This is a genomic window from Christiangramia qingdaonensis (assembly GCF_048381525.1).
Lineage (GTDB): Bacteria > Bacteroidota > Bacteroidia > Flavobacteriales > Flavobacteriaceae > Christiangramia.
The window spans coordinates 397177-420036 of sequence record NZ_JBLWIM010000008.1; the positions used below are offsets into that span (position 1 = coordinate 397177).

General features: G+C 38.8%; 25 protein-coding genes. 15 read left to right on the plus strand and 10 right to left on the minus strand.

Features of this window, described 5'->3' with window-relative positions; genetic code table 11:
* On the plus strand, positions 1-1157 hold a 1157-nt coding region (locus ACNI3T_RS02500), incomplete at its 5' end, for an AAA family ATPase (RefSeq protein WP_418226491.1).
* A gap of 52 nt (positions 1158-1209) precedes the next feature.
* On the opposite strand, the gene ACNI3T_RS02505 is transcribed toward ACNI3T_RS02500, so the two are convergent.
* Positions 1210-1395, minus strand: a complete 186-nt coding sequence (locus ACNI3T_RS02505) for a CsbD family protein (RefSeq protein ID WP_418226492.1) — start codon at positions 1393-1395, stop codon at positions 1210-1212.
* Between the two features lie 114 nt (positions 1396-1509).
* Between ACNI3T_RS02505 and ACNI3T_RS02510 the strand changes: the two genes are divergently transcribed.
* Positions 1510-2607, plus strand: a complete 1098-nt coding sequence (locus ACNI3T_RS02510; RefSeq protein WP_418226493.1) for an esterase-like activity of phytase family protein — start codon at positions 1510-1512, stop codon at positions 2605-2607.
* Between the two features lie 25 nt (positions 2608-2632).
* Positions 2633-3157, plus strand: a complete 525-nt coding sequence (locus ACNI3T_RS02515) for a SixA phosphatase family protein (protein ID WP_418226494.1) — start codon at positions 2633-2635, stop codon at positions 3155-3157.
* Here the strand turns inward: ACNI3T_RS02515 and ACNI3T_RS02520 are convergent.
* Complete coding sequence (locus ACNI3T_RS02520) at positions 3150-3902, minus strand: DUF6503 family protein (protein ID WP_418226495.1); 753 nt, start codon at positions 3900-3902, stop codon at positions 3150-3152. The genes ACNI3T_RS02515 and ACNI3T_RS02520 overlap by 8 nt on opposite strands.
* A 109-nt stretch (positions 3903-4011) precedes the next feature.
* Between ACNI3T_RS02520 and smpB the strand changes: the two genes are divergently transcribed.
* Together smpB and ACNI3T_RS02530 are read left to right on the plus strand one after the other, a co-directional pair.
* Positions 4012-4467 carry an SsrA-binding protein SmpB gene (gene smpB, locus ACNI3T_RS02525; RefSeq protein ID WP_322302241.1) on the plus strand — a complete coding sequence of 152 codons (456 nt, stop codon included), beginning with the start codon at positions 4012-4014 and terminating at the stop codon, positions 4465-4467.
* Between the two features lie 45 nt (positions 4468-4512).
* Complete coding sequence (locus ACNI3T_RS02530; protein ID WP_418226496.1) at positions 4513-6978, plus strand: DUF5686 and carboxypeptidase regulatory-like domain-containing protein; 2466 nt, start codon at positions 4513-4515, stop codon at positions 6976-6978.
* A 98-nt stretch (positions 6979-7076) separates the two neighbouring features.
* Here the strand turns inward: ACNI3T_RS02530 and ACNI3T_RS02535 are convergent, their stop codons facing one another.
* From ACNI3T_RS02535 to ruvX, 3 genes are read right to left on the minus strand one after another with little or no spacing between them, the layout of a single operon-like run.
* A complete protein-coding gene (locus tag ACNI3T_RS02535) occupies positions 7077-7502 on the minus strand; it encodes a DUF5606 family protein (RefSeq protein ID WP_322302239.1) in 426 nt (141 codons plus the stop codon).
* Positions 7503-7559: 57 nt separating this feature from the next.
* Positions 7560-8150, minus strand: coding sequence for a peptide deformylase (def, locus tag ACNI3T_RS02540; RefSeq protein ID WP_322302238.1), 591 nt, complete (start codon positions 8148-8150; stop codon positions 7560-7562).
* Between the two features lie 43 nt (positions 8151-8193).
* Positions 8194-8601 carry a Holliday junction resolvase RuvX gene (ruvX, locus tag ACNI3T_RS02545; protein ID WP_322302237.1) on the minus strand — a complete coding sequence of 136 codons (408 nt, stop codon included), beginning with the start codon at positions 8599-8601 and terminating at the stop codon, positions 8194-8196.
* A gap of 86 nt (positions 8602-8687) precedes the next feature.
* Here ruvX and ACNI3T_RS02550 point away from each other — a divergent pair, with 86 nt between their 5' ends.
* Both ACNI3T_RS02550 and ACNI3T_RS02555 read left to right on the plus strand, forming a co-directional pair.
* A complete protein-coding gene (locus ACNI3T_RS02550; RefSeq protein WP_295179646.1) occupies positions 8688-9503 on the plus strand; it encodes a 2,3,4,5-tetrahydropyridine-2,6-dicarboxylate N-succinyltransferase in 816 nt (271 codons plus the stop codon).
* A 29-nt stretch (positions 9504-9532) separates the two neighbouring features.
* Positions 9533-10528, plus strand: coding sequence for a glycosyltransferase family 9 protein (locus ACNI3T_RS02555; protein ID WP_418226497.1), 996 nt, complete (start codon positions 9533-9535; stop codon positions 10526-10528).
* Here ACNI3T_RS02555 and ACNI3T_RS02560 read toward each other — a convergent pair.
* Genes ACNI3T_RS02560 through ACNI3T_RS02575 form a run of 4 tightly spaced genes read right to left on the minus strand, consistent with a single transcriptional unit; the run spans position 10525 to position 14010 of the window.
* Complete coding sequence (locus ACNI3T_RS02560; RefSeq protein ID WP_418226498.1) at positions 10525-11346, minus strand: glycosyltransferase family 2 protein; 822 nt, start codon at positions 11344-11346, stop codon at positions 10525-10527. The genes ACNI3T_RS02555 and ACNI3T_RS02560 overlap by 4 nt on opposite strands.
* Positions 11343-12098, minus strand: a complete 756-nt coding sequence (locus ACNI3T_RS02565) for a lipopolysaccharide kinase InaA family protein (protein WP_418226499.1) — start codon at positions 12096-12098, stop codon at positions 11343-11345. Before ACNI3T_RS02565 ends, ACNI3T_RS02560 begins: the two co-directional genes overlap by 4 nt.
* On the minus strand, positions 12095-12892 hold the full coding sequence (locus ACNI3T_RS02570; RefSeq protein ID WP_418226500.1) for a glycosyltransferase family 2 protein: 798 nt from the start codon (positions 12890-12892) through the stop codon (positions 12095-12097). Before ACNI3T_RS02570 ends, ACNI3T_RS02565 begins: the two co-directional genes overlap by 4 nt.
* Positions 12889-14010, minus strand: a complete 1122-nt coding sequence (locus ACNI3T_RS02575; RefSeq protein WP_418226501.1) for a glycosyltransferase family 4 protein — start codon at positions 14008-14010, stop codon at positions 12889-12891. The genes ACNI3T_RS02570 and ACNI3T_RS02575 overlap by 4 nt, the downstream gene beginning before the upstream one ends.
* Before the next feature lie 91 nt (positions 14011-14101).
* Between ACNI3T_RS02575 and ACNI3T_RS02580 the strand changes: the two genes are divergently transcribed.
* From ACNI3T_RS02580 to ACNI3T_RS02605, 6 genes are read left to right on the plus strand one after another with little or no spacing between them, the layout of a single operon-like run.
* The gene (locus ACNI3T_RS02580; RefSeq protein WP_418226502.1) at positions 14102-15226 is read left to right on the plus strand and encodes a glycosyltransferase family 4 protein; all 1125 of its coding nucleotides are present in this window, start codon (positions 14102-14104) and stop codon (positions 15224-15226) included.
* Complete coding sequence (locus tag ACNI3T_RS02585; protein ID WP_141877170.1) at positions 15201-15770, plus strand: L-threonylcarbamoyladenylate synthase; 570 nt, start codon at positions 15201-15203, stop codon at positions 15768-15770. The genes ACNI3T_RS02580 and ACNI3T_RS02585 overlap by 26 nt, the downstream gene beginning before the upstream one ends.
* Before the next feature lie 2 nt (positions 15771-15772).
* Positions 15773-17209 carry a CCA tRNA nucleotidyltransferase gene (locus tag ACNI3T_RS02590; protein ID WP_418226503.1) on the plus strand — a complete coding sequence of 479 codons (1437 nt, stop codon included), beginning with the start codon at positions 15773-15775 and terminating at the stop codon, positions 17207-17209.
* Between the two features lie 19 nt (positions 17210-17228).
* Positions 17229-18254, plus strand: a complete 1026-nt coding sequence (locus ACNI3T_RS02595) for a COX15/CtaA family protein (RefSeq protein WP_418226504.1) — start codon at positions 17229-17231, stop codon at positions 18252-18254.
* A gap of 24 nt (positions 18255-18278) precedes the next feature.
* Positions 18279-18797 (plus strand): IS1096 element passenger TnpR family protein, encoded by a 519-nt coding sequence (locus ACNI3T_RS02600; RefSeq protein ID WP_418226505.1) that lies wholly within the window; start codon positions 18279-18281, stop codon positions 18795-18797.
* Positions 18798-18848: 51 nt separating this feature from the next.
* Positions 18849-19907 carry a nucleoid-associated protein gene (locus tag ACNI3T_RS02605; RefSeq protein WP_418226506.1) on the plus strand — a complete coding sequence of 353 codons (1059 nt, stop codon included), beginning with the start codon at positions 18849-18851 and terminating at the stop codon, positions 19905-19907.
* Positions 19908-19951: 44 nt separating this feature from the next.
* On the opposite strand, the gene ACNI3T_RS02610 is transcribed toward ACNI3T_RS02605, so the two are convergent.
* Positions 19952-21016, minus strand: coding sequence for a hypothetical protein (locus ACNI3T_RS02610; RefSeq protein WP_295179662.1), 1065 nt, complete (start codon positions 21014-21016; stop codon positions 19952-19954).
* Between the two features lie 94 nt (positions 21017-21110).
* Here ACNI3T_RS02610 and ACNI3T_RS02615 point away from each other — a divergent pair, with 94 nt between their 5' ends.
* Positions 21111-22016: an ABC transporter ATP-binding protein gene (locus tag ACNI3T_RS02615; protein ID WP_322302224.1), complete on the plus strand. Its 906-nt coding sequence runs from the start codon at positions 21111-21113 to the stop codon at positions 22014-22016.
* Positions 22016-22852, plus strand: a complete 837-nt coding sequence (locus ACNI3T_RS02620) for an ABC transporter permease (RefSeq protein ID WP_418226507.1) — start codon at positions 22016-22018, stop codon at positions 22850-22852. Before ACNI3T_RS02615 ends, ACNI3T_RS02620 begins: the two co-directional genes overlap by 1 nt.
* Positions 22853-22860 lie beyond the last annotated feature (8 nt).

Genomic DNA, 22860 nt, shown 5'->3' on the forward strand with positions numbered 1-22860 from the left:
AAGCTGAGCGCGAAGGTGACTACGGTAAAGTAGCTGAGATTCGCTACGGAAAGATCAAGGAAGCGCAGGAGAAGCTAGAAAAGCTACAACAGAACGTTGCTGAAAATCAAAGTGAAAAATCATTGATCCAAGAAGAAGTTACCAATGAAGATATTGCAGAAGTAGTTGCGAAGTGGACAGGGATTCCGGTGACCAAAATGCTTCAAAGCGATCGTGAAAAATTACTCAAATTAGAAGATGACCTTCATAAGCGTGTGGTTGGACAGGATGAAGCGATCATCGCCGTTAGCGACGCAGTTCGCCGTAGTCGTGCCGGACTTCAGGATCAAAACAGACCAATTGGATCTTTCCTGTTCCTGGGAACAACCGGAGTTGGTAAAACAGAGCTGGCCAAGGCGCTTGCGGAATACCTGTTCGACGACGAATCTGCGATGACCAGGATCGACATGAGTGAATACCAGGAAAGACATTCGGTTAGCAGATTAGTTGGGGCACCTCCGGGATATGTTGGATATGATGAAGGTGGACAACTTACTGAAGCAGTGCGAAGAAAACCATATTCCGTGGTATTACTAGATGAGATCGAAAAGGCACATCCTGATACTTTCAATATTTTACTTCAGGTTCTGGATGAAGGAAGACTTACAGATAACAAAGGTCGTGTTGCAGACTTCAAGAACACCATCATTGTAATGACTTCTAATATGGGGAGCCAGATCATCCAGGAGAGATTTGAAGCTATCAAGGATGTAGATGCAGCGATGGAATCTGCTAAAGTGGATGTACTTGGATTGCTGAAGCAAACTGTTAGACCAGAATTCCTGAACAGGATCGATGATATTGTAATGTTTAGTCCGCTTACTCGAAAAGACATCAGGCAGATTGTGAGCTTGCAATTGAAAGGCGTAAAGAAAATGCTCGCAAAGCAACATATAGTTTTGGATGCTACAGATGAAGCACTTGATTATCTCGCTGCGAAAGGTTTTGATCCACAATTTGGTGCCAGACCCGTGAAAAGAGTAGTGCAAAGAGAAGTACTTAATAAACTATCCAAGGAAATCCTATCTGGCAATATTAGCACAGACAGTATCATTCTTCTGGATGAATTCAACGAAGAGCTGGTGTTTAGAAACCAGGAAGAACTTTCAGAAAATTAATCATAAAAAAAGGCGGTATTTCTACCGCCTTTTTTTTCTTCAACTATTCAATCTACCACTGATCAATTTCATTCTTCAATTCCTCCTTAGACTTTCCAGTTTTTTCCTGCATACGACCTAACATCTCATCAAATTTCCCTTCGGAATACGTAGTGTCATCATCAGTTAGATCTCCATACTTTTGTTTAAATTGTCCTTTGATTTGTTTCCATTTTCCTTCTCTTTGATCTTCATTCATAACGATTGATTTTGGTTAATACATAAATGTATTCATAGCATAGGCCTTAGCATCCCAAGGAAGTCCTATTTTTGTCTTAAGGATTTGTTATTTTTGATTTCTTCAAAACTCACTATGAAACTTCGATTACTATCTCTCTTTTCAATTTTAATTTTTAGCAGCTGCGGCGTCACTTCAAGAATAGAAGATGACCAGGTTAGACTGAATTATCTGGATGAATTTGTAATAGATGAAAACCTGAAATTTGAAGACACAAAAATTGGTGGACTCTCGGGAATAGACTACGCAAACGGAAAATTTTACCTGGTCAGCGATCAGGCATCCAATCCAAGAATTTACCAGGCCAATATCAAATTAGCCGACTCCAGAATCGAAAACATCGAGATTACTGATCTTATAAAGATTAGAAGACCTGAAGAATATTCGAAAGTAGTATTAGATCTTGAAGGCCTTCGCTATGATCCAAGAAATAACGGCTTTCTCATAGTTAGCGAAGGTTTGATCTCAGATGGACGTGATCCCGGAATTTATGAGACAAATACTGAAGGTGAAATAATCAGATCTTATAGTATTCCAGAACATTTTCAATCTAAGAATGATCAAAAACCACGGAACAACGGAGTTTTTGAAGGCATTACAAATACTGTTGATGGATTGGGAGTTTGGATTGCTACAGAATTACCCTTAGAAAAGGACTCTTCCAAACCCAAGATATTTCCTTCACGTTCCCACTCCAGGATCACCAAATTTAATACTGAAACTGGAAATGCAATCTCGCAATTTGTCTATCCACTTGAAGGAATCGCGAAGCTGCCTATTAATTATTTTGCGCTGAACGGAATCACAGAGATCCTTGAATATGCTCAAGATCGATTTCTGGTGATGGAACGCTCCTATTCTGCCGGTTATGGTTCCCACGGGAACACGGTGAAAATCTTTGATGTAGATGCAAGCAAAGCTACTAATACCCTAAACGAGAATTCGCTTCGAAAGGCTAACTATCAAACGGCAAAAAAGAAGCTTATTTTCAACTTTAAGTCTGTAGAAGATCAGCTAACCGATGGGATTGTTGATAATATCGAGGGCATGTGTTTTGGACCGGAACTGGAAAACGGAAACCGCAGCTTGATACTGGTAGCCGACAATAATTTTAATTCTTTCGTTAGGCAGTTAAATCAATTTATTCTCATGGAAATAAATATTTCAGAGTAATTTACAATCCTATAAAATCTTTCTCATGTCTACAATTCTTAAAATAGTACTTCCGTTCATTCTTCTTTTTGGAGTCTCTTCCGAAGAAAATATTGAAAACAATATTATACAGGAGACAACTACCTACTATTTCATAAGACATGCTGAAAAAGATCGCAGCAATAAAACTGAAAAAGATCCAAACCTAACTGCGGAAGGTTTGAAAAGGGCACAACGCTGGGCTGAAGTTTTAAAGGATATACCCCTTGATATGGTTTTGAGTACAAATTATAAACGCACCTTGCAAACAGGCGCTCCAATTGCAGGTAGTAAGCAATTGTCGATCGAAAACTATAATACCAGCAATGGATTTGATGATGAATTCAGGAAAAGAACGCATGGAAAAAGCGTTTTGGTGGTAGGACATAGTAACACGACTCCGCAGTTCGTAAATGAAATCCTTGGCGAGGAAAAATATGCAAATATTGATGATACCGAGAATGGAGCGTTATTTACTGTGCAAATACTTCCGAATAAAGAAATTCTAGACCAGGTACTTTACCTTAATTAATACTGTCCAGTTTTACCCGAATATTTTTTGTCTCTATAATGGATAGGAGATCCAACTCGCGTTCCTGGTAAAGACTATCCAGTTTAGTTAGCTGAACTTCAATATCTTTATATTCATAATTCTCGTAATCTACAAAGCTAATTCCTTCGATCACCCTGTGGTTAAAAGCTTTCCGGAATCTTACACCACCATCATTCACTTCAAAATTATAGGCTAGGTAGTCTACTTCAAAATTTTGAGTATCGATCCAGTACATATATTCATCCTCATGATCTGTTCCTCCCCCATTTTCAGAAAAGGTAACCTTGATCTCATAATATTCCCTTCCCGCGATGGTATCCTTCCCAATCAATTGCCTATTCGCGGCTTCAGCCATGAGTCCGTATGGTAAATGCACGAAATAGTTGACTGAGTTAATGGAATTGCCGATTGGCAGCATTAAAGAATCATGGACCACAACATTACTATCATTGATCATTCGAGTCAGCCTATCATTATCTAGAACATCTACCACTCTATTTCCTGAGGTATCGGTCATGATTCGAGTATAGCTAAACTCACCACCCTTTCTATAGCTCTTGTATTCTTTACCACGAAAAGTATAGTCGATCTCCGCCATTTCGTATAATTTGCCGCCAGATCTTTCTATAGCATTTTGAACGATCTCATCTGCCGTCAATGTATTTTCTTTTTCTGCACAGCTAATTATAAATAGAGAAATTAAGGCTGGAAGCAAACGTTTCATAGTAGAATTTTGAGTTCGCAAAAATAATAAACTTTGATCAGCTTCCTCACCGCTAATTTTAAAATTGCTTTAGTATGTTTTTAGCTTAAAGCTTGTATTTTTGTGACCTATGAAGAATTCTGTAAGCATCAAGAATCGAAAAGCGAAGTTCAATTATGAATTTCTGGATAAGTATACCGCCGGGATCAAGCTTGCGGGTACCGAGATCAAAGCAATTCGTGAAGGTAAGGCGAACATCGCAGAGAGTTTTTGTGAATTTAATAATCACGAGCTATTTGTGATCAATATGCATGTGGAGGAATATTCTCATGCCACTCATTTTAATCATAATCCAAAAAGTGAACGTAAACTTTTATTACAAAAAAGAGAGTTACGCAAACTGGAAAAAGAAGTGACCAATTCAGGATTGACCATAATTCCTCTAAAAATGTTCATTAACGATCGCGGGTTGGCAAAGCTACAGATCGCACTGGCAAAGGGTAAAAAGCTTTACGATAAGCGGGATACGATTAAAGATCGTGATAATAAAAGACGCCTGGATAGAATTCAGAAGGACTACAAATAATTTACTGCAACTTTTTGCGTTTATTTAGCATCTGAAAACTACCTCATGCTAAAAAAACTACTTGGACTCTGCCTTTTTCTGGCATTTTCCAGCCTTTCTGCTCAAATTACCGGTAAAATTTCTTCGGAAGATAATGAGCCTCTACCTTATGTGAACATCTACACAGAATCTGGTAATATCGGAACTACTTCCAACAATGAAGGCCTTTACGAACTCAAACTGAAGGAAACTGGTGAATATGTGATCGTATTTCAATTCCTTGGCTTTAAAACTCAGAAGAAAAAGGTCAATATCACCCAATTTCCTTACGAACTCAATATCCAGTTGAGCTCAGAAAGCACCAGCCTGGATGAAGTTACCATACAGAATGATGAGAATCCAGCCAACAGAATTATGCGGCTGGCGATCGAAAATAGAAAACAAAACTCGAACCGACTGGAAAGTTTTACGGCCGATTTTTATTCCCGGGGGTTATGGAGAATTGAAAATGCCCCAGAGAAAATTATGGGCCAGGAAATTGGTGATCTTGGTGGCGGACTCGATTCTACCAGAAGCGGTATTGTTTATTTAAGTGAAACAATTTCTAAGATCTCATTTCAAAAACCAGATGATTTCAAGGAAAATATCATTGCGTCAAAGGTTTCTGGAGATGACAATGGTTTTAGCCTCAACTCGGCCCAGGAAGCATACTATTCCTTTTACGAGAACACTATTAATTTAAACAGCGAAATGGTTTCTCCGCTGGCAGATTATGGATTTAATTATTATCGGTACAAGCTGGCAGGTACTTTTTTTGATGACCGGGGTAATCTTATCAATAAGATCGAGGTGACTCCAAAGCGTAAGCAGGACCGTGTATTTTCAGGTTTTGTCTATATCGTGGAAGACCTCTGGCAAATTTACGGGATCGATCTTACTACTACTGGTACAGCCATACAGGTTGCACCAATTGAAGAAATAGTATTTAAGCAGAATTTCAAATTTTCTGAAGAAAACAAGCTTTTTATCCAGATCTCCCAAAGTGTGGACTTCAGTTTTAAGATCTTCGGGTTTGGCGGGAACGGAAGGTTTACGGCAGTCTACAGCGATTATGATTTCGATCCTGGTTTTTCTAAAAACAGCTTCGGAAAGGAGATCTTAAGCTATTCACAGAATGCGAACGAAAAGGATTCGGTTTCCTGGGAAAAAGTACGTCCCGTACCCCTTACTTCAGAAGAAATTAATGATTATGCAAAAAAAGACAGCATCCAGGAAGTTCGCAGTACCAAAAAATACCAGGATTCTATAGATACCGAAAGAAATCAATTTGGAATAACCGATGTGCTTTTTGGATATAGTTATAGAAATAGCTGGAAGAACAGATCTTTTAGTTTTAGTGCTCCAGTATCAGGAATCGGTTTTAATACGGTACAGGGCTGGAATACTGATATTACAGTAAATTACACACAACGTACCGGCGAGGATCAGGAGAATTACTGGAGAGTCTTTACAGATATAGATTATGGACTAAGTGAAGACCGATTGCGTTTAAACGGTGGTTTTGAGAAAAAGTTCAACAACTATAGTAAGGACTTTCTGAGAGTTTCCGGAGGTGTGGAAAGCGCGCAAATCAATGCAAACGAACCTATTTCCCCGTTACTGAATAGCATCACTACTATATTTTTCGAAAGAAACTATATGAAGCTTTTTGAGAGAAGCTTTGCTAAAGCGGCATACGGCAGGGATATCTTTCCAGGTTTAAGAATTTTTGGCGAACTGGGCTGGGAAGACAGGACAGCTCTTACAAATTCTACAGATCATGTGATTATCGACTGGGAGGATCGGGAATACACTTCTAACAATCCTCTACAGCCAAACAGCTTTGGAACGAGTTTATTTGAGGATCATCATCTTTTTAAGTCCAGATTGGATTTCGGAATACGCTTTGATCAGAAATATATGAGCTATCCTAATGGGAGATATAATGTATATGAGAACAAGTATCCAAAATTGAACATTTCATGGGAAAGCGGATTTGGAGCAAGTGAGGAGCAGTTCAACTATAATCAATTTAAGGCAAGAGTAGAACAAAGTGTAAAAATTGGCAATAAAGGAACTTTCCAATATATGGCCAACGGCGGACTATTTAGTAATGCGGAAGGTATTAGCCTGGTAGATTACCAGCATTTTAATGCGAACCAGACGCGAATTGGTTTCGGCAGTTACGTGGGAGCGTTTAACCTGATGCCTTACTATAACTTTAGCACTAATGAAAATTATGCAGAATTTCATGCAGAACATGATTTCCAGGGTTGGTTTCTGGGCAAGATTCCGCTTATCAATAAATTGAACTATAACCTTATTCTGGGCGCACATCGCTTAACGACAAACAACAGAGCTCCTTATTCTGAATATTCTATAGGTCTCGATAATATTGGCTTCGGAAAATACCGTTTTTTAAGACTGGACTATGTGGTTTCAGATTTTAACGGTCAAAGAGATGGCGCTTTTATCTTCGGTTTGAAGTTCTAAACTGAAATATCTGTATCACATACTTCAGGATTATTTAAAATAATAAAAGGCTGAAATCGATGATTTCAGCCTTTTAATTAATATCAAATCGGAAGAAACTATTCCTCTTCGTCTGTATTTTTTTCAGCTTTATCTTCCTTCGCAAAGCTGGTCATTCCATTCTCCACTAAAAGATTATACCACTGAATGATCTTTTTCATATCACTGGCGTACACACGATCTTCGTCATAATCAGGAAGAATTTCAGAAAAGAATGCTTCCATTTCATTTTTGGAAACCTTGTGATTTATCGTTTTTTCACCATTCTCTTTTTCACTAATCTTTTGAAAAACCTCACCTAACGGAATCTCTTCTGTGTAGGTATAGATTGCGATCTCGCTAAGAATACTTACGTTGTGACGCATGTTTACGGCAATTTTCTTGCCATCTAGCATAGATTTAGCAACAAAGCCGCCTCTTGTTTGCGCGGTAAGCTCATAAAGTCCCGGTTTTCCCGAAATAGCAAGAATTTTATCTAATCCCATAGTCTTTTTAAATTTAGGTTGGCAAATATCAAGTCCCAGACTTAATTATCAAAGCCTTTAACGGGCTTTTTTCGCATTCGGAAAACGCATTTTATAATCTACGTTGATCTTTCCCTTCGAGATATTGCCTAATTTACTCTTAATCAATCTTTTCTTTAAACTAGAAAGCTTATCTGTAAACAGTACACCTTCAATATGGTCATATTCATGCTGAATGACCCTTGCAGCTAAACCGCTATACTGCTCGACATGCTTTTCCCAGTTTTCGTCATAATATTCGATAGTTATATCGGGTTGACGAAACACATCCTCCCGAACGTCTGGAATACTAAGGCAACCTTCGCTAAAAGCCCATTCTTCACCGCTTTCTTCTGTGATCTCCGGGTTGATAAAAACTTTACGAAGATCTTTCAATTCATCTTTTTCAGAATCACTTAAGTCGTCATCTTCGGCGAAAGGAGCTGGATCGATCATAAAGATTCGAACAGGAAGACCTATTTGAGGAGCTGCAAGTCCAACACCATAAGCATTGTACATGGTATCCCACATATTATCGATCAGAGCTTCCAGTTTTGGATAATCCTTGTCAATATTTTTAGCTTTTTTCTTTAGAACGGGATCCCCGTAAGCTACAATTGGTAAAATCATTCTATATATTTTTCGACTTTCTATTTTCAAAGCCGTCATTGTTCTATTTATAAAGCCAGGTTTGAAGAATGATCGTGGCACTAATTTCATCCACGAGTGCTTTATCTCTCCGCTTTTTCTTTTTCAGTCCGCTATCGATCATGGTTTGAACCGCCATCTTGCTGGTGAATCTTTCGTCCACCCGCTCCAGAGGCATCTCTGGAAACTTTTCAGTAAACTTCTTCAGGAACTCCTGGATATGTACTTCGCTTTCAGAAGGCATATCATTCATTCGCTTTGGTTCACCTACTAAAACTCTTTCTACATTCTCGTTCTCAAAATAGGTGTTCAGAAAATTCAACAGCTCAGGTGTTTCTACCGTTTTAAGACCAGATGCGATCATTTTCAATTCATCTGTAACGGCGACTCCCGTTCGTTTAGTACCATAATCAAGCGCTAAAATTCTGCCCATCTTCAAAATTTAGGCAAAGGTAAGGTTTATATTGGTTTGTCCATAAATATTGACTGATAGCTGTTATATTTGAAAAAAAATACAAAATGGACCAGTTGAAAGCTACAATTGAAAAGGCATGGGAAAACCGTGACCTTCTAAAAGATACTGAAACTACAGATGCTATCCGTAAGGTGATCGACCTTCTAGACAAGGGAGAACTTAGAACCGCTGAACCGGTAACAGATGGCTGGCAGGTGAATGAATGGGTGAAGAAAGCAGTAGTTCTTTACTTCCCGATTCAGAAAATGGAAACTCTGGAAGCCGGTATTTTCGAGTATCACGATAAGATGCCTTTGAAAAAAGGATATAAAGAAAAAGGAATTAGAGTTGTACCAAACGCTGTGGCGAGACACGGTGCTTATATTTCATCAGGCGTTATTTTAATGCCAAGCTATGTAAATATTGGCTCCTATGTAGATGAAGGCACCATGGTAGATACCTGGGCGACCGTTGGAAGCTGTGCTCAAATTGGAAAAAATGTGCATCTAAGTGGTGGAGTTGGTATTGGCGGAGTTCTGGAGCCGCTTCAGGCAGCACCAGTAATTATTGAAGATAATGCATTCCTTGGATCCCGAAGCATTGTAGTGGAAGGAATTCGTGTAGAGAAAGAAGCTGTACTTGGTGCAAATGTAGTTCTTACTGCATCTACCAAGATTATCGACGTAACAGGAGATGAACCAAAAGAATTCAAAGGCTATGTTCCGGCAAGATCGGTAGTGATCCCTGGAAGTTATACAAAAAAGTTCCCTGCAGGTGAATACCAGGTTCCGTGCGCCCTTATTATTGGGAAACGAAAGGAATCCACGAATAAGAAAACATCATTGAATGATGCCCTTCGTGAGTATAACGTGGCAGTTTAGCAATAGATTTGAAAATACTTGTAATACAGATGAAAATGATTGGGGACGTACTTACGTCCTCAATCTTATTTGAAGCACTTCGGAAAGAGTACCCGACCGCTCAGCTGGATTATCTAATTTACAAGCATACAATTCCCGTTGTAGAGAACAATCCTGATATCTCAAATATTATAATTTTTGATGCTGAAAAGCATAAGAGCCTGCCAGGCTTGATAAAATTCGGTAAAAAACTGAAGGAGAATGATTACGACATCGTTATCGATGCCTATTCTAAACCATACTCTGCTTTAATCTCTCATTTGACAGGTGCGAAAAAGATTATCGGACTTGAAAAATGGTATACAAAACTAGTTTTCAACCATGTCTTTAAAAATGAGAAAATTGCCAGGACTACAGCAGGACTCGCTATAGAAAACAGGTTAAAATTATTACATCCTTTAGGTTTAAAGGACTTACATCCTATAAAACCTAACGTCTATCTCACTTCTGAAGAAATCAATTGGGCACAGAATTATCTGTCAGCACAAAAAGTTGATATGACCAGTCCAGTTTATATGATCTCTATCCTAGGTAGCAGTGATGAGAAAACATATCCTGAAAAGTATATGGCTGAAGTTTTAAATTTCATTGCTTCTAAAAAAGACTGTACATTATTATACAACTACATTCCTTCGCAAAAACCGCAGGTAGATAACCTTATAAATTTGCTTTCAGAAGATGCAAAAGAAGTCTCCAGACCGGATATTTTCGGTAAAAGTTTGAGGGAATTTCTTGCTTTAAGTTCTCAATGTACAGCGCTAATTGGTAATGAAGGTGGAGCTATAAATATGGCTAAAGCACTTAATACTCCAACTTTCGCGATCTTCTCACCACAAGTTTCCAAAGAAGCCTGGTCCAGTTTTGAAGGTAGCAAAAATTATAGCGTACATCTTCACGATTATCATCCTGAAAAGAATGACTACGATGATTTTAAACCACAATTATTCCTGGCGAAACTTAAGGATTATGTCGAAGTTCACGACTAGCTTTTATTGATGCCGAATTTTGTACACGTAGATTTTGTGTCCCGGGTATTCTTACGAATGCTTCGGTTATAATCTATGGACTCCTGAGTTTTATAACCCCGTGGATGATCCAGGTGCACACAAATTGCCGAGTAACGAATTTGCTTACCTTTGATACCTGAATTTACCAGCCGTTCACCTAATTCCCGATCCTGACCACCATATTGCATACGCTCATCAAAACCATTCACTTTCAGAATATCGCTTGTCCAGCCGCTGGCATTATGACCATTCCAGGTTGGACTTGTTGGAGTAATCTTATTGAGGAAATCAGCTTTGCGACCCTTAGAAGTAAGTTTCATGGTTTTAATGATCGATTTGAGTCCATTTTTTTCCAGCCAGGATTTCTCAAAACAACGCTGCATCTCGATATCTTCCTTATTTATCTTTTCTGAAATATCCATGGGTAGCATAAAATAGCCACCAGACAGAAAATAACCAGGTTCACGACAATCAAAATGCACTTGCATAAAATCCTTTCTGGGAATGCAGTCTCCATCTGTCATTACAATATATTTTGAAGAGCACTTAAGGATCGCCTTATTGAGGATCTGTGACTTCTGGAACCCATTATCCTCATGCCAGACATGCACTACAGGAATCTCCGTTTCTGCTGAAAATTGCTCGATCAAATCACGGGTTTCCTGCTTAGATCCATCATCTGCGATTACAATTTCAAAATCCCGGAAGCTTTGTATACTAAAACCATACAGCGTTTTCTCCAGCCATTTTGGTGCATTATAAGTGCTTATAATGACAGACATTTCGGATTTTTTCATTTCTTCCAGAATTTTAATTTCTTTTTCAGTGCCTTTTTTCTCTGAAATTTATGCTGAAACTGTTCTGTATAAAACCACATTTTTTCAAAAACTTCAGCTTCAGATTTTCCAATAAGGGCGGCATATTCATTCGCCATGATCTTTACCATTTCCTCCTTAGGAGTTAAACGCGAAAAATTTTGCATTCTTTCCTCAAAATTCAGCTCCTTGAAATTCATGCGATTAAGATCCACCAGGAAAAATTCGTAAGATTTTCCAGCCCTAATAATGAGCGTGTTGCCCGGCGAATGGTCCAGGAATTGAATATTTTTTTGATGCAGGTCATAAGTAAACCTGGTAAAAGCTTTCAGGATATTTTCGTGATCTGGAAAACCAGGATCGGACACCAGTTCTCTGAAAGTAAGATGTGCTTGCAAATGCTTGCATACATAGAAACTTTCACGAAAAAATACAGAAGAAGGATTCTCAAAATAAGCTACAGGAGCCGGGGTTCCAATTCCTTTTTCTTCAAGAATACTGGCATACTCGAATGATCGCTGTGCCTTTGACTTTCTAAAAAATCTGTAAGCGATCTTATTTACCGTATTGGGAATTCTGAACGATTTAATGTTGAATTGCTCAGCATCATTTTCAAAGATCCTTATTTCATTACGCCCTTCAGCCAGAACCTTACCTTTTGAATCAAAGTTCTCAATGCATTGCCTTATAAAACCAGATTGTTGCTGGTAGTTTTTTGAGAAAACAGCTTTCATTCTGAAGAAATTAAATATTTTGCAACTCCGTTTTCACACTTCTGTTTTTTCTGACTAATAGTCGCCTGCTGAATTTCGTTATTAGACCCCAATTGATCTTTAGATGCTTCAGGATGGTAAATATGATATACAATTCCTCCATATTTCAATCTTTTTCCAGCTATTCCCGCATTGAGCATTCTTAAAACAAGTTCTGAATCCTCTCTTCCCCAGCCAGAAATATCTTCATTATACCCGTTGACTTCGAGGAAATCAGAACGCCAGAATGATAAGTTGCAACCACGAACCTTATTGCTGAAATCAAGACTTTTTACATTACTGTTCCGCAAATAGGGAATTCTGATCGTGCGTCCCCTTTTTTTGATACCAGCACTTAAAAAATTGAAATCAATGATCTTATCCACAAATACTTTTGGTTTGAAATCCTTCGTAATGTTCACCCTTGATCCAAATAAAAATACCTTCTTCTCGGCGATCGCAAGGTGATCTTTAATAAAATCACGATGCATGATGCAATCTCCATCTATCTGTATGATATAATCTGATTTACTACCTGCAATAGCTTTGTTCAAAATTTCTGATCTTCGAAAGCCTCTGTCTTCGTGCCAGACATGATTTATATCAAGGCTACTCTGCTTTTTAAATTCGGTGATCAATTTTGTAGTTTCTTCAGCAGAACCATCATCTGCAATAAGAACCTCATCAGGAGCAACCGATTGATTTTCAAGGCTTTTAAAAATAAGCGACAGGGCTTCAGGCCAATTATATGTTGATACAAGCAGGGCTGTTTTCATCGACGTAGTTCTTTTTGCATCATATCTTTATAGACCGCAAAGGTAGCCTCCCCGTAACGTTCAGCTGTAAATTTCTGAAGAAAAATCTCGTAAGACCTTTCTGTGAACTGAGTTTTTAATGCTGGATTATTTTTAATCTTCAGGATTTTTTCTGCCATCAATCCCGGACTTTTGATTGGTACAGAAAATCCATTAACGCCATCTTCGATGACCTCATCCACCACTCCAACCCTGGTACTTACAATGGGCGCTTTATAATAGAGCGCTTCTACTAGAGATGAAGGTCCGCCTTCCCTCTCTGAAGTTACTACGAACGTATCGAATTGCGGTAAAAATGAAAAAGCATTCTTTTGAAAGTCGGTCATTATAATATACTCTTCCAGTTTCCTTTCAGCAATCATCGATTTAAAACCGGGAGTAAGTTTCGAGAAATCACCCATCTGGATAAGTCGGATATTCTTAATGCCATGTTCGTGAACGATCATGTTCATGGTTTCTATGAGAACACCCAGATCTTTGGCAGCAGTATGATTCGCGATACTCCCTAGCAAGAATACATCATCTGGGATCTCATATTTATCCCTAAGCTGAAAATCTGGCGCTGGTCTGGAATCCTGTACTTTAATCCCATTATAAACGACGACCAACTTTTCTTTGTTCCGATCGCTTAAGATCTTTCCGAAGTGAGTTTTCACATATTCAGAAATACATAATATGGTATCTATATTCCGGTAATTATACTTGTATTTACTGAGTAAGCTGGTTTTCTTACCTCTAATACCTTTACGGGCAAATAAGGTTCTGGTCTTTAACTTCTTCAGAAGATCTGTTACCACGTAACCGGTGACTGCGTCGCTGGTATGTAAATGAATGATATCGATCTTGTTTTCCTTAACGATCCGGTATAGTTCATTCCTGTATTCCGAAGAATAGGGTTTGCAATATGGCACGGAAAGGATCTCCACATCCTTTTTAGATGCTTCTTCTTCCAATCGTGTATCCTCAAAACAGAATAGTTTTTGAGTTACATTGAAGGCCGGCAGTTCATCCATAAGATACATAAGCTGTTGCTCATTACCTCCCCATGACCTTGCCCCCGAAACATGTAATACCGTCATTTATTTTGAACGTTTAGCGCAAAGATAATTATTGCAGCTTAAGGCCAAAATTATCATTCTTTTTAAGTTTGTTGTTGCTAACTTCGCCTACTTGAGAAAAGAGCCCAGAATACTGCATATTTCTGCTGCCAGCCGATGGGGAGGTGGAGAAAATCATATTCTGAACCTATGCCAGGAAATGGATTCGGCATCACATATTGTTTTAAGCCGTAAAGGATCAGATCTTTCTAAGCGTTTAAAGCTGGAAAATATTGAAGTATATAGTGCTCCACTCCTCACTAAATTTGATCTACGATTTGTCTGGAAGATCATTGTGCTCTGCAAAAAACATAAGATTGACCTGATACATATTCATGATACCACGGCTCTTACGCTTTCGATCATGGCGACATATCTTTCAGCAAATTTGCCACCTTATATCCTTAGTAAAAAAACATCGTTTCCTATAAAGGATCGCAAAAGAACACTGTATAAATATAATCATGCCCAGATCAAGAAAATTCTGTGCGTGTCTGATATTACCCGGCAGATCACTTCAGAAAAGGTAATGGATCAGGAAAAACTGGTAACGGTCTATCATGGAACAAGCGTTCCGAAGGAAAATATCGGTAATATTATTTTAAGGGAGCAATTTAATATTCCGAAGAATGCGATATTGGTCGGAACTATTGCCAATCATATTCGAGCAAAAAACCTTGAAACCTGGGTGAATACAATAGATTATATTGTTAATAAACTGGGACACACTAATTATCATTTCCTAGTTATTGGCAGCAAAACCGATCGAACCGCAAGTTATCTGCAAAGAATGAAAGAAAAAGGACTCGAGAACTATTGTCATTTTTCAGAATTTATACCAGATGCTTCGGTGTTAATTCCTCAATTCGATATTTCTTTGATGACCTCCCAAAGTGAAGGTATTCCCCAATTTATTTATGAGAGCTTCTATTATAAGGTTCCAGTGGTCGCTACGGAAGTTGGTGGAATTCCAGAAATTATTACGAACGGAGAAAATGGTTTTCTAAGTAGACCACATGACGGGGTGAGCCTGGCCAATAAATTAGTACTTTTGTCCCAGGACAGGTCGTTGCAGGAGAAATTTACAAAGATCTCATACCAGCGACTCCTCGAAAACTATACAACCAAAAGAATGGCGGCCAATACGTTGGCTCAATATAAAGAAGTGCTTTATGGAAAAAATGGAACAGGAAGTTAGAAATTGCATAGATGTCTTAAAAAAAGGAGGTATCATACTTTATCCAACCGATACAGTTTGGGGAATAGGTTGTGACGCTACGAATGCGAATGCCGTAGACAAGATATTTCAGCTTAAGAAAAGAGAAGAATCTAAAGCACTGATTTGCCTGGTTTCAAATTTCAAGATGCTAGAACAGTATGTGGAAGATGTGCCGGAAACTGCCTACGATATTCTAAAGTACGCCAAGAAACCTACGACTATCATTTACGATAAGCCTGTACATATTGCAGAAAACCTGGTTAGCGATGATGAATCTCTAGGAATTCGTGTAGTACGAGACACTTTTTGCTCAGACCTTATTAAAAAATTAAAACGTCCATTGGTATCTACCTCGGCGAATGTTAGCGGCCAGCCGACACCACAATCCTTTGATCAAATCACACCTCAAATTTTAAAAGGTGTAGACTATGTAGTAAATTTGCAGCGTTCAAAAAAATCGCTAAAACCATCAGCAATTATCAAGTTAAGTAACGATGGGCAGGTGAGTGTGATACGCAAATAAAGATGCCGAAATACCATAATTACAGCAAAGCTTTACATCATAAAATTTTTTCTGTTATTTCCCAGGCTGCAGACGAGCTTGAAGTCGACGCCTATGTAATTGGTGGATTTGTACGTGACCATATCCTTGAGCGCGGCGAACCTAAAGATATTGATATCGTAGCTGTTGGCAGCGGAATCGAACTTGCGCAAAAAGTTTCAGATCTATTACCAAATAAACCCAAGGTTCAGGTTTTTCAAAATTTTGGTACGGCCATGCTTCGAGCCAATGATATGGAGATCGAATTCGTAGGTGCCAGGAGGGAAAGTTATCGCAAGGATAGTCGGAAACCCATCGTAGAAAACGGAACCCTTACAGATGATCAGAATCGGCGTGATTTCACCATCAACGCACTGGCTTTAAAACTGAATGAAAATGGGTTTGGAGACCTGCTCGATCCTTTTGATGGATATAAAGATCTACAGGACAGGATCATTAGAACACCTTTAGATCCCGATATCACCTATTCAGACGATCCACTTCGGATGTATCGCGCCATTAGATTCGGTTCGCAGCTTAATTTTATGATCGAAGCAGAATCACTTTCAGCAATTAAAAGAAATAATAAAAGGATCAAGATCATTTCAAAAGAGCGCATCATGGATGAGCTTAATAAGATCCTGATGAGTAAAAAACCTTCCAAAGGCCTGACTCTCTTATTTAAAGCTGGTCTTCTGGCTAAAATCTTACCTGAGCTTACCGCCTTACAGGGAATTGATGAAGTAGAAGGACAGACTCATAAAGACAATTTCTGGCATACTCTGGAGGTTGTAGATAATATTGCGAAGAATACCGATGATCTCTGGTTGCGCTGGGCCGCATTACTACATGATATTGGAAAAGCTCCAACCAAGAAATTTCATAAGAAAATTGGATGGACCTTTCACGGTCACGAATTTGTGGGTGCGAAAATGGTCTTCAAATTATTTAAGCGGTTGCGACTTCCCTTAAATGAGAAAATGAAGTTCGTGCAGAAAATGGTTTTGATGAGTTCGAGACCGATTGCGGTTGCAGACGATCATGTTACCGATTCAGCCGTACGCCGACTTATCTTTGATGCCGGAGATCATATCGAAGACCTTATGACGCTTTGTGAGGCCGATATCACGACCAAAAACCCTAAACGCTTCAGAAAATATCATAATAACTTTCAACTGGTTCGGCAAAAGATCGAAGAAGTGGAAGAGCGCGATCATGTTAGGAACTTCCAGCCACCGGTAAGTGGTGAAGAAATTATGAGCACCTTTGGCATCACACCAAGTCGTGAAGTTGGGCAAATTAAGGATGCCATTAAAGAGGCGATCCTTGAAGGTGAAATTCCGAATGAGCATGACGCTGCCAGAGATTTCATGCTGAATATGGGTAACAAACTCGGATTGAGCGTTGCGGAAAAAAGTTAGGCTTTAAATAAATATTGCTATGTATAGAAATTGGGTCAAAATCTCGTTAATCCTGGTTTATCTTGTAATAGTTGCCGGTGCCGTGGTTAGAATGACCGGCTCAGGCATGGGCTGCCCAGACTGGCCAAAATGCTTTGGATATTACATCCCTCCTACTGAAGTTTCAGAAATTAAATTCCAGCCGAACAGAGCTTATGAAGAAGGACAGGTGATCATTGTAGATGAAACCTTAAAGGTTGCCGTTTCAGATTTTACTTCAGCAGAAAACTATAATTCGAATAACTGGGAAAGTTATGAAAAGCATGACTATGCCATTTTCAACCCAACTCATACGTGGGTAGAATATATCAATCGGCTTGTAGGAGCTCTAGCAGGAATTGCCGTCCTGATCATGGCAATACTGTCGTTTAAAAAATTCAGAAAAAGTAAAAAGATCACGATCCTATCCTGGCTAAGCGTACTTATGATGGGATTCCAGGCATGGCTTGGAGCTACCGTAGTATATTCGGTACTTGCTCCGGCCAAGATCACCATTCATATGGTGATGGCCCTGGTGATCGTTGCTGTCCTGCTATACCTGTTATACATAAGCCGGGAGCACACTTCAGAAAAATTTAAAACCAGTACGTTTCAAAATCTTTTAGTTGCCGCAGTAATCTTAACGCTCATACAGGTGGTGATGGGTACACAGGTTCGACAATTTGTAGATGAGCAGGTTCGAAATTTCGGCTATAATACTGAAGAATTATGGCTGGCCAATCCGAATCTTACTTTTTATATTCACAGATCTTTCTCTATAATAGTGCTGCTATTGAATGTATTCTTATGGTGGAAAAATCGCCAGAACAACTTATTCCAGTCTAGGGTAAATTGGGTAATCGCCTTTATTCTACTGGAAGTTGCAACTGGAGTCGCCATGTATAATTTCGACTTCCCCTTTTTGTCACAACCACTTCACCTGGTGATAGCCTCCCTACTATTTGGTGTACAATTCTACCTGTTAATGGAGACTATTTATGCGCCTGAAAAGATTAAAAAAACGTAACTTTGCCCTCCAATTTTTTGAGATATGATATATAGATTTCGTGTAATTTTAGATGCTAAGGAAGATGTTTTCAGAGACATCGAAATGTTACATGACAGCACACTGGAAGATCTCCATAACACTATCGTTCAGTCTTTTGGATTCGACGGAACTGAAATGGCTTCTTTTTACATAAGTGACGAGGAATGGAACCAGGGTGAAGAAATTCACCAGTTCGATATGAGTGGAAATGATACTTCTATCAAATTGATGAATGAGACAACGCTGGATAGTGTTCTTTCCGAAAAGGAAACGAAGCTTATCTACGTGTATGATTTTCTGAAAATGTGGACTTTCTTTGTAGAGCTTGCTCAAATTGCAGAAGCTGAAGAAGGTACAGATTATCCAAACCTCATGTATGTTCATGGACAGATCCCTGATGATGCTCCGGAAAAGGAATTTACAGGTGAAAATGAAGATGGCTCACCAGATGACGACGGTTTTGGTGATAGTTACGGAACCGATGGATACGATGATTTCGAGTTCGATGAGAACTGGAATTAAGTAGCATTACTTCAGAAAGAAAACTAACTTTTAAAATAACTTCAGAAATATATGATCAATCTTTTTAATGCGCAGATAGAATCGCTATCTATCCACAGGGTTGGAAATAAGAATCGCGGTGAAAATATCTTTCTTTCCGCTTCTACCTTCAAACTTGATGATGAGATCAAACCTCTTATCAAGGAGTATTTCCTGAAGCCTTTTCGCGAAAAAGAGGAATCATATTATCGTTTTCATCATGAAACCGATATTGAGTTCAACGAATTATACGATCTTTCCAACAAGATCTTTAACGATCCTTATAACACCCATGAATATTCCAAGAAGATAGCAACCCTGCTTTATGAAGAATCTACTCATCCGCATATTAAAAGCGGTGAAGTTTATGTCGTTTACTTTGAAGGAATGCAATTGGATAATGTGAAAGTGCCGGCTATTGGCATCTTCAAATCTGAGTTGAAGCACGATTTCCTGCAATTTGAACAAAGCCAGAGCAATTTGGAAATGGTCGTGCAGCAGGGAGTGAATTTACAGAAATTGGATAAAGGCGCTATAATCTTCAATAGCAACCAGGCAGAAGGTTTTAAAATTCTTTCTGTTGATTCCAATCGCTATGACACCAAATACTGGCTGGAAAACTTTTTAGGGGTGGATGTTCTTGCAGATGAGAATTATTTCACTAAGAATTACCTCAACTTTGCCAAGAATTTTGCGAAGGACGTAGTATTGCCTGCGGAAGATAAAAAACAGGAAGTGATGTTCATGAACCGAAGTATGGATTACTTCGCTAAGAACGATGATTTCGAGGAGTCAAACTATATAAATTCTGTGATCGATAATCCAGATCTTATCCCCGAATTTCAGAATTATAAAACTGAAAAAGCTCCGAAATATAAAGTTGAAGATCTTACTAACTTCCCCATCGCGAACAAAGCGGTGACAGATGCACGCAAGAAGATCAAAAACGTGATCACCTTGGACACAAACATTCAGATCAAAATGGATTTTGTAAGCGCAGAGTCGGCTGAAAAATTCGTGGAAAAAGGATGGGATGAAGATAAGCAGATGTATTATTACCTCGTTTATTTTAATAAGGAAGAAAAGAAATAGCATAAAGACTTAAAAATAGCGGTGAATTTTTCACCGCTATTTTTTTAATCCAGCATACGCTGAGTATTTACATTTTCATAATTTCTTCTCACGAAATCCAGCGCGGTTCGCAGGATCTGTCCCATGGTACTTGCCCTTTTAAACTTCATATCCTTTGAGAAGGCATATAGTTGATTTCTAAGCATTTTCACATTATCCTTGGTAGACACATGGTCATTGATCATACAACGAATGAGCTCTTTGTACCTGCTCTGAGTATTGATCATTCTCTTAGCCAGCAAGGAACGCTCTTCTTTTCTATACTGTTCTATAGATGAGTTTTCCAGCTTATCTGAAACCAGTTGCACCATCTGAAAGTTTTCTTTGAAGAATTGTGGACGGTAAACTTTTAAATTACCCTCGAAACACTGCTGATCAAAATCGATTGCGCGAATCTGATACTCTACATGGTCGAAATCATGAGTTGGGATCACCACGTAATTATAAGATCTCATATCACCTAATAATCGTACAGTACAGCGTTCATTGAACTTTACGAACTGCTTCGCGATCTGGGTTTGTGCCCGAAGATCACATTTTGGCAAATGGTCTTCGATAAAAACATCACCTGGAATTCCTGCAATATGCTCTTCAATCAAGGTATCTTTATAAACCAGAAAATTAATCCTGTGTGGAGAAAGTAAATGCTCAAATTCAAGTCCGTATAACCTGGAGGCATCAGCTTTTTTCACATAGAAATAGGTGAAACTATCATTCAGAATATTCCGAACCTTGATTCTGAAGGGTTTTGAATTTCCAAAGGTGCAATAATCGATCGCATCGACATTCAGATAATTAAGAGAATCATCACTACCATCGGAGTGTAGTATGGTATATACCTTTTTAAGACTGTTATCGATCTCTACACGCTCAAATTCAGGATAATAACAACGTACCCAGAACGTATCCTCATCGTGCTGGTCATACACCACTACAGAACCTGAAAACCTGAGGAGATCATCATAAAAAACTGGAATCTTGGTATTACGGTTATATTTCTGAAGATAACGGTTAAAGCGTTCGTTCACGGGGAACGCCGGCTTCTTTTGTGACATCAGTTTTTCTTCCATAAAATCCCTCCTTTTGCTCAAAAATAAGCTTAATCTGCTAAAACTTGTAACAAAAGTCTAACTTCGTCAACACATATCAAACAATTCATCAATCTTGGAAACAATACTAACACTAAACAATCTCACCAAAAAATTTGGCGGAATGACCGCCGTGGACAACCTGAGTTTCAGCATTGAAAAAGGGAACGTTTACGGTATACTTGGACCTAACGGAAGTGGTAAATCCACTACCCTTGGAATGGTTCTCAATGTCGTTAATAAAACATCAGGCGATTTTCGCTGGTTCGATGGCAATACCTCTACTCATAATGCATTGAAAAAGGTGGGGGCCATTATAGAGCATCCTAACTTTTATCCTTATATGACTGCGGCACAAAATCTGGCACTGGTTTGCAAGATCAAAGGCACTAACAAAGCCAAGGTCGAGGAAAAACTAGAGATCGTTGGCTTGCTTGATAGAAAAGACAGTAAGTTCAAAACCTTTTCACTTGGAATGAAACAACGTCTGGCAATCGCATCTGCCCTGCTTAATGATCCTGAAATCCTAATTCTGGATGAACCTACAAACGGACTCGATCCACAGGGAATTCACCAGATCAGGGAGATCATAAGAAAGATCGCCTCTGGTGGAACCACCATTTTGCTGGCATCACATTTACTTGATGAAGTAGAAAAGGTCTGTTCTCATGTAGTTATTATTCGGAAAGGCGTAAAACTATATAGCGGTCCCGTTGACGAAATCGTTAGCAGTCACGGATTCTTTGAACTAAAGGCCGGCAACATGATAAGACTTCAGGAATTGCTCGAAAGGCATCCAAAAATTGGTAAGATCACCGACAAAGAAGGAACGCTTACCGCTTTCCTCGACGAACCAATGGAAGCAGAAGAGATCAACCGGTATTTATTTGACCAGGGATTGTCCTTATCGTTTTTGATAAAGCGTAAAGAAAGCCTGGAAGAACAATTCCTTCAATTAACCAATCAAACCGCCGAAGCATAATGTTACGTTTACTCGAAATAGAATACAATAAATTACGATATAGCAGATCTGCCAGGATCCTGATTATCACTTATTTTATACTCATCACATTTATTGCGCTTATCGCCTCTATTGAATTTAATATTGGCCAGATACAGTTTAGAGTTGCAGACCAGGGAATTTTTAATTTTCCTTACATATGGCATTTTAATAGTTATATCGCTGCTCTGCTGAAGATCTTTCTTGCGATCGTCATCGTTTCCATGATGTCGAACGAATACAGCAACCGTACGATCAAACAGAATTTAATTGATGGATTGAGCAAAAAGGAATTCATTCTTTCCAAATTTCTCACAGTACTGGTGTTTTCAGGAATATCTACGATCTTCCTTTTTATAGTAACCATTATCCTTGGGTACTCCTTTTCAGATTTTACTGAATTTTCTATAGTAGTTTCAGACCTGGAATACCTGCTGGCTTATTTTGTTAAACTAACCGGGTTCTTTGCATTTTGTATGTTCCTTGGAATACTAATCAAAAGATCTGCATTCGCCCTGGGATTCCTGGTAGTATGGGCAATTTTTGAAGGAATCGTGTACGCCGTTCTTAATTTCAAGGTCTTTAAAGGAACCGATATTGCAACCAATATTATGCAGTTTTTCCCTTTGGAGTCAATGAGCAATCTTGTGGTAGAACCATTCTCCAGATTGAATGCAGTACAAACAGCGGCCAACCAGATAGGTGGAGAATTAGATAAAGATTATGGCATCCACTGGTACCAGTTACTCATTGTGATCGCCTGGGTTTTCATATTTGTATACCTTTCATTATTTCTACTTAAGAAGCGTGATTTATAGACTTATTT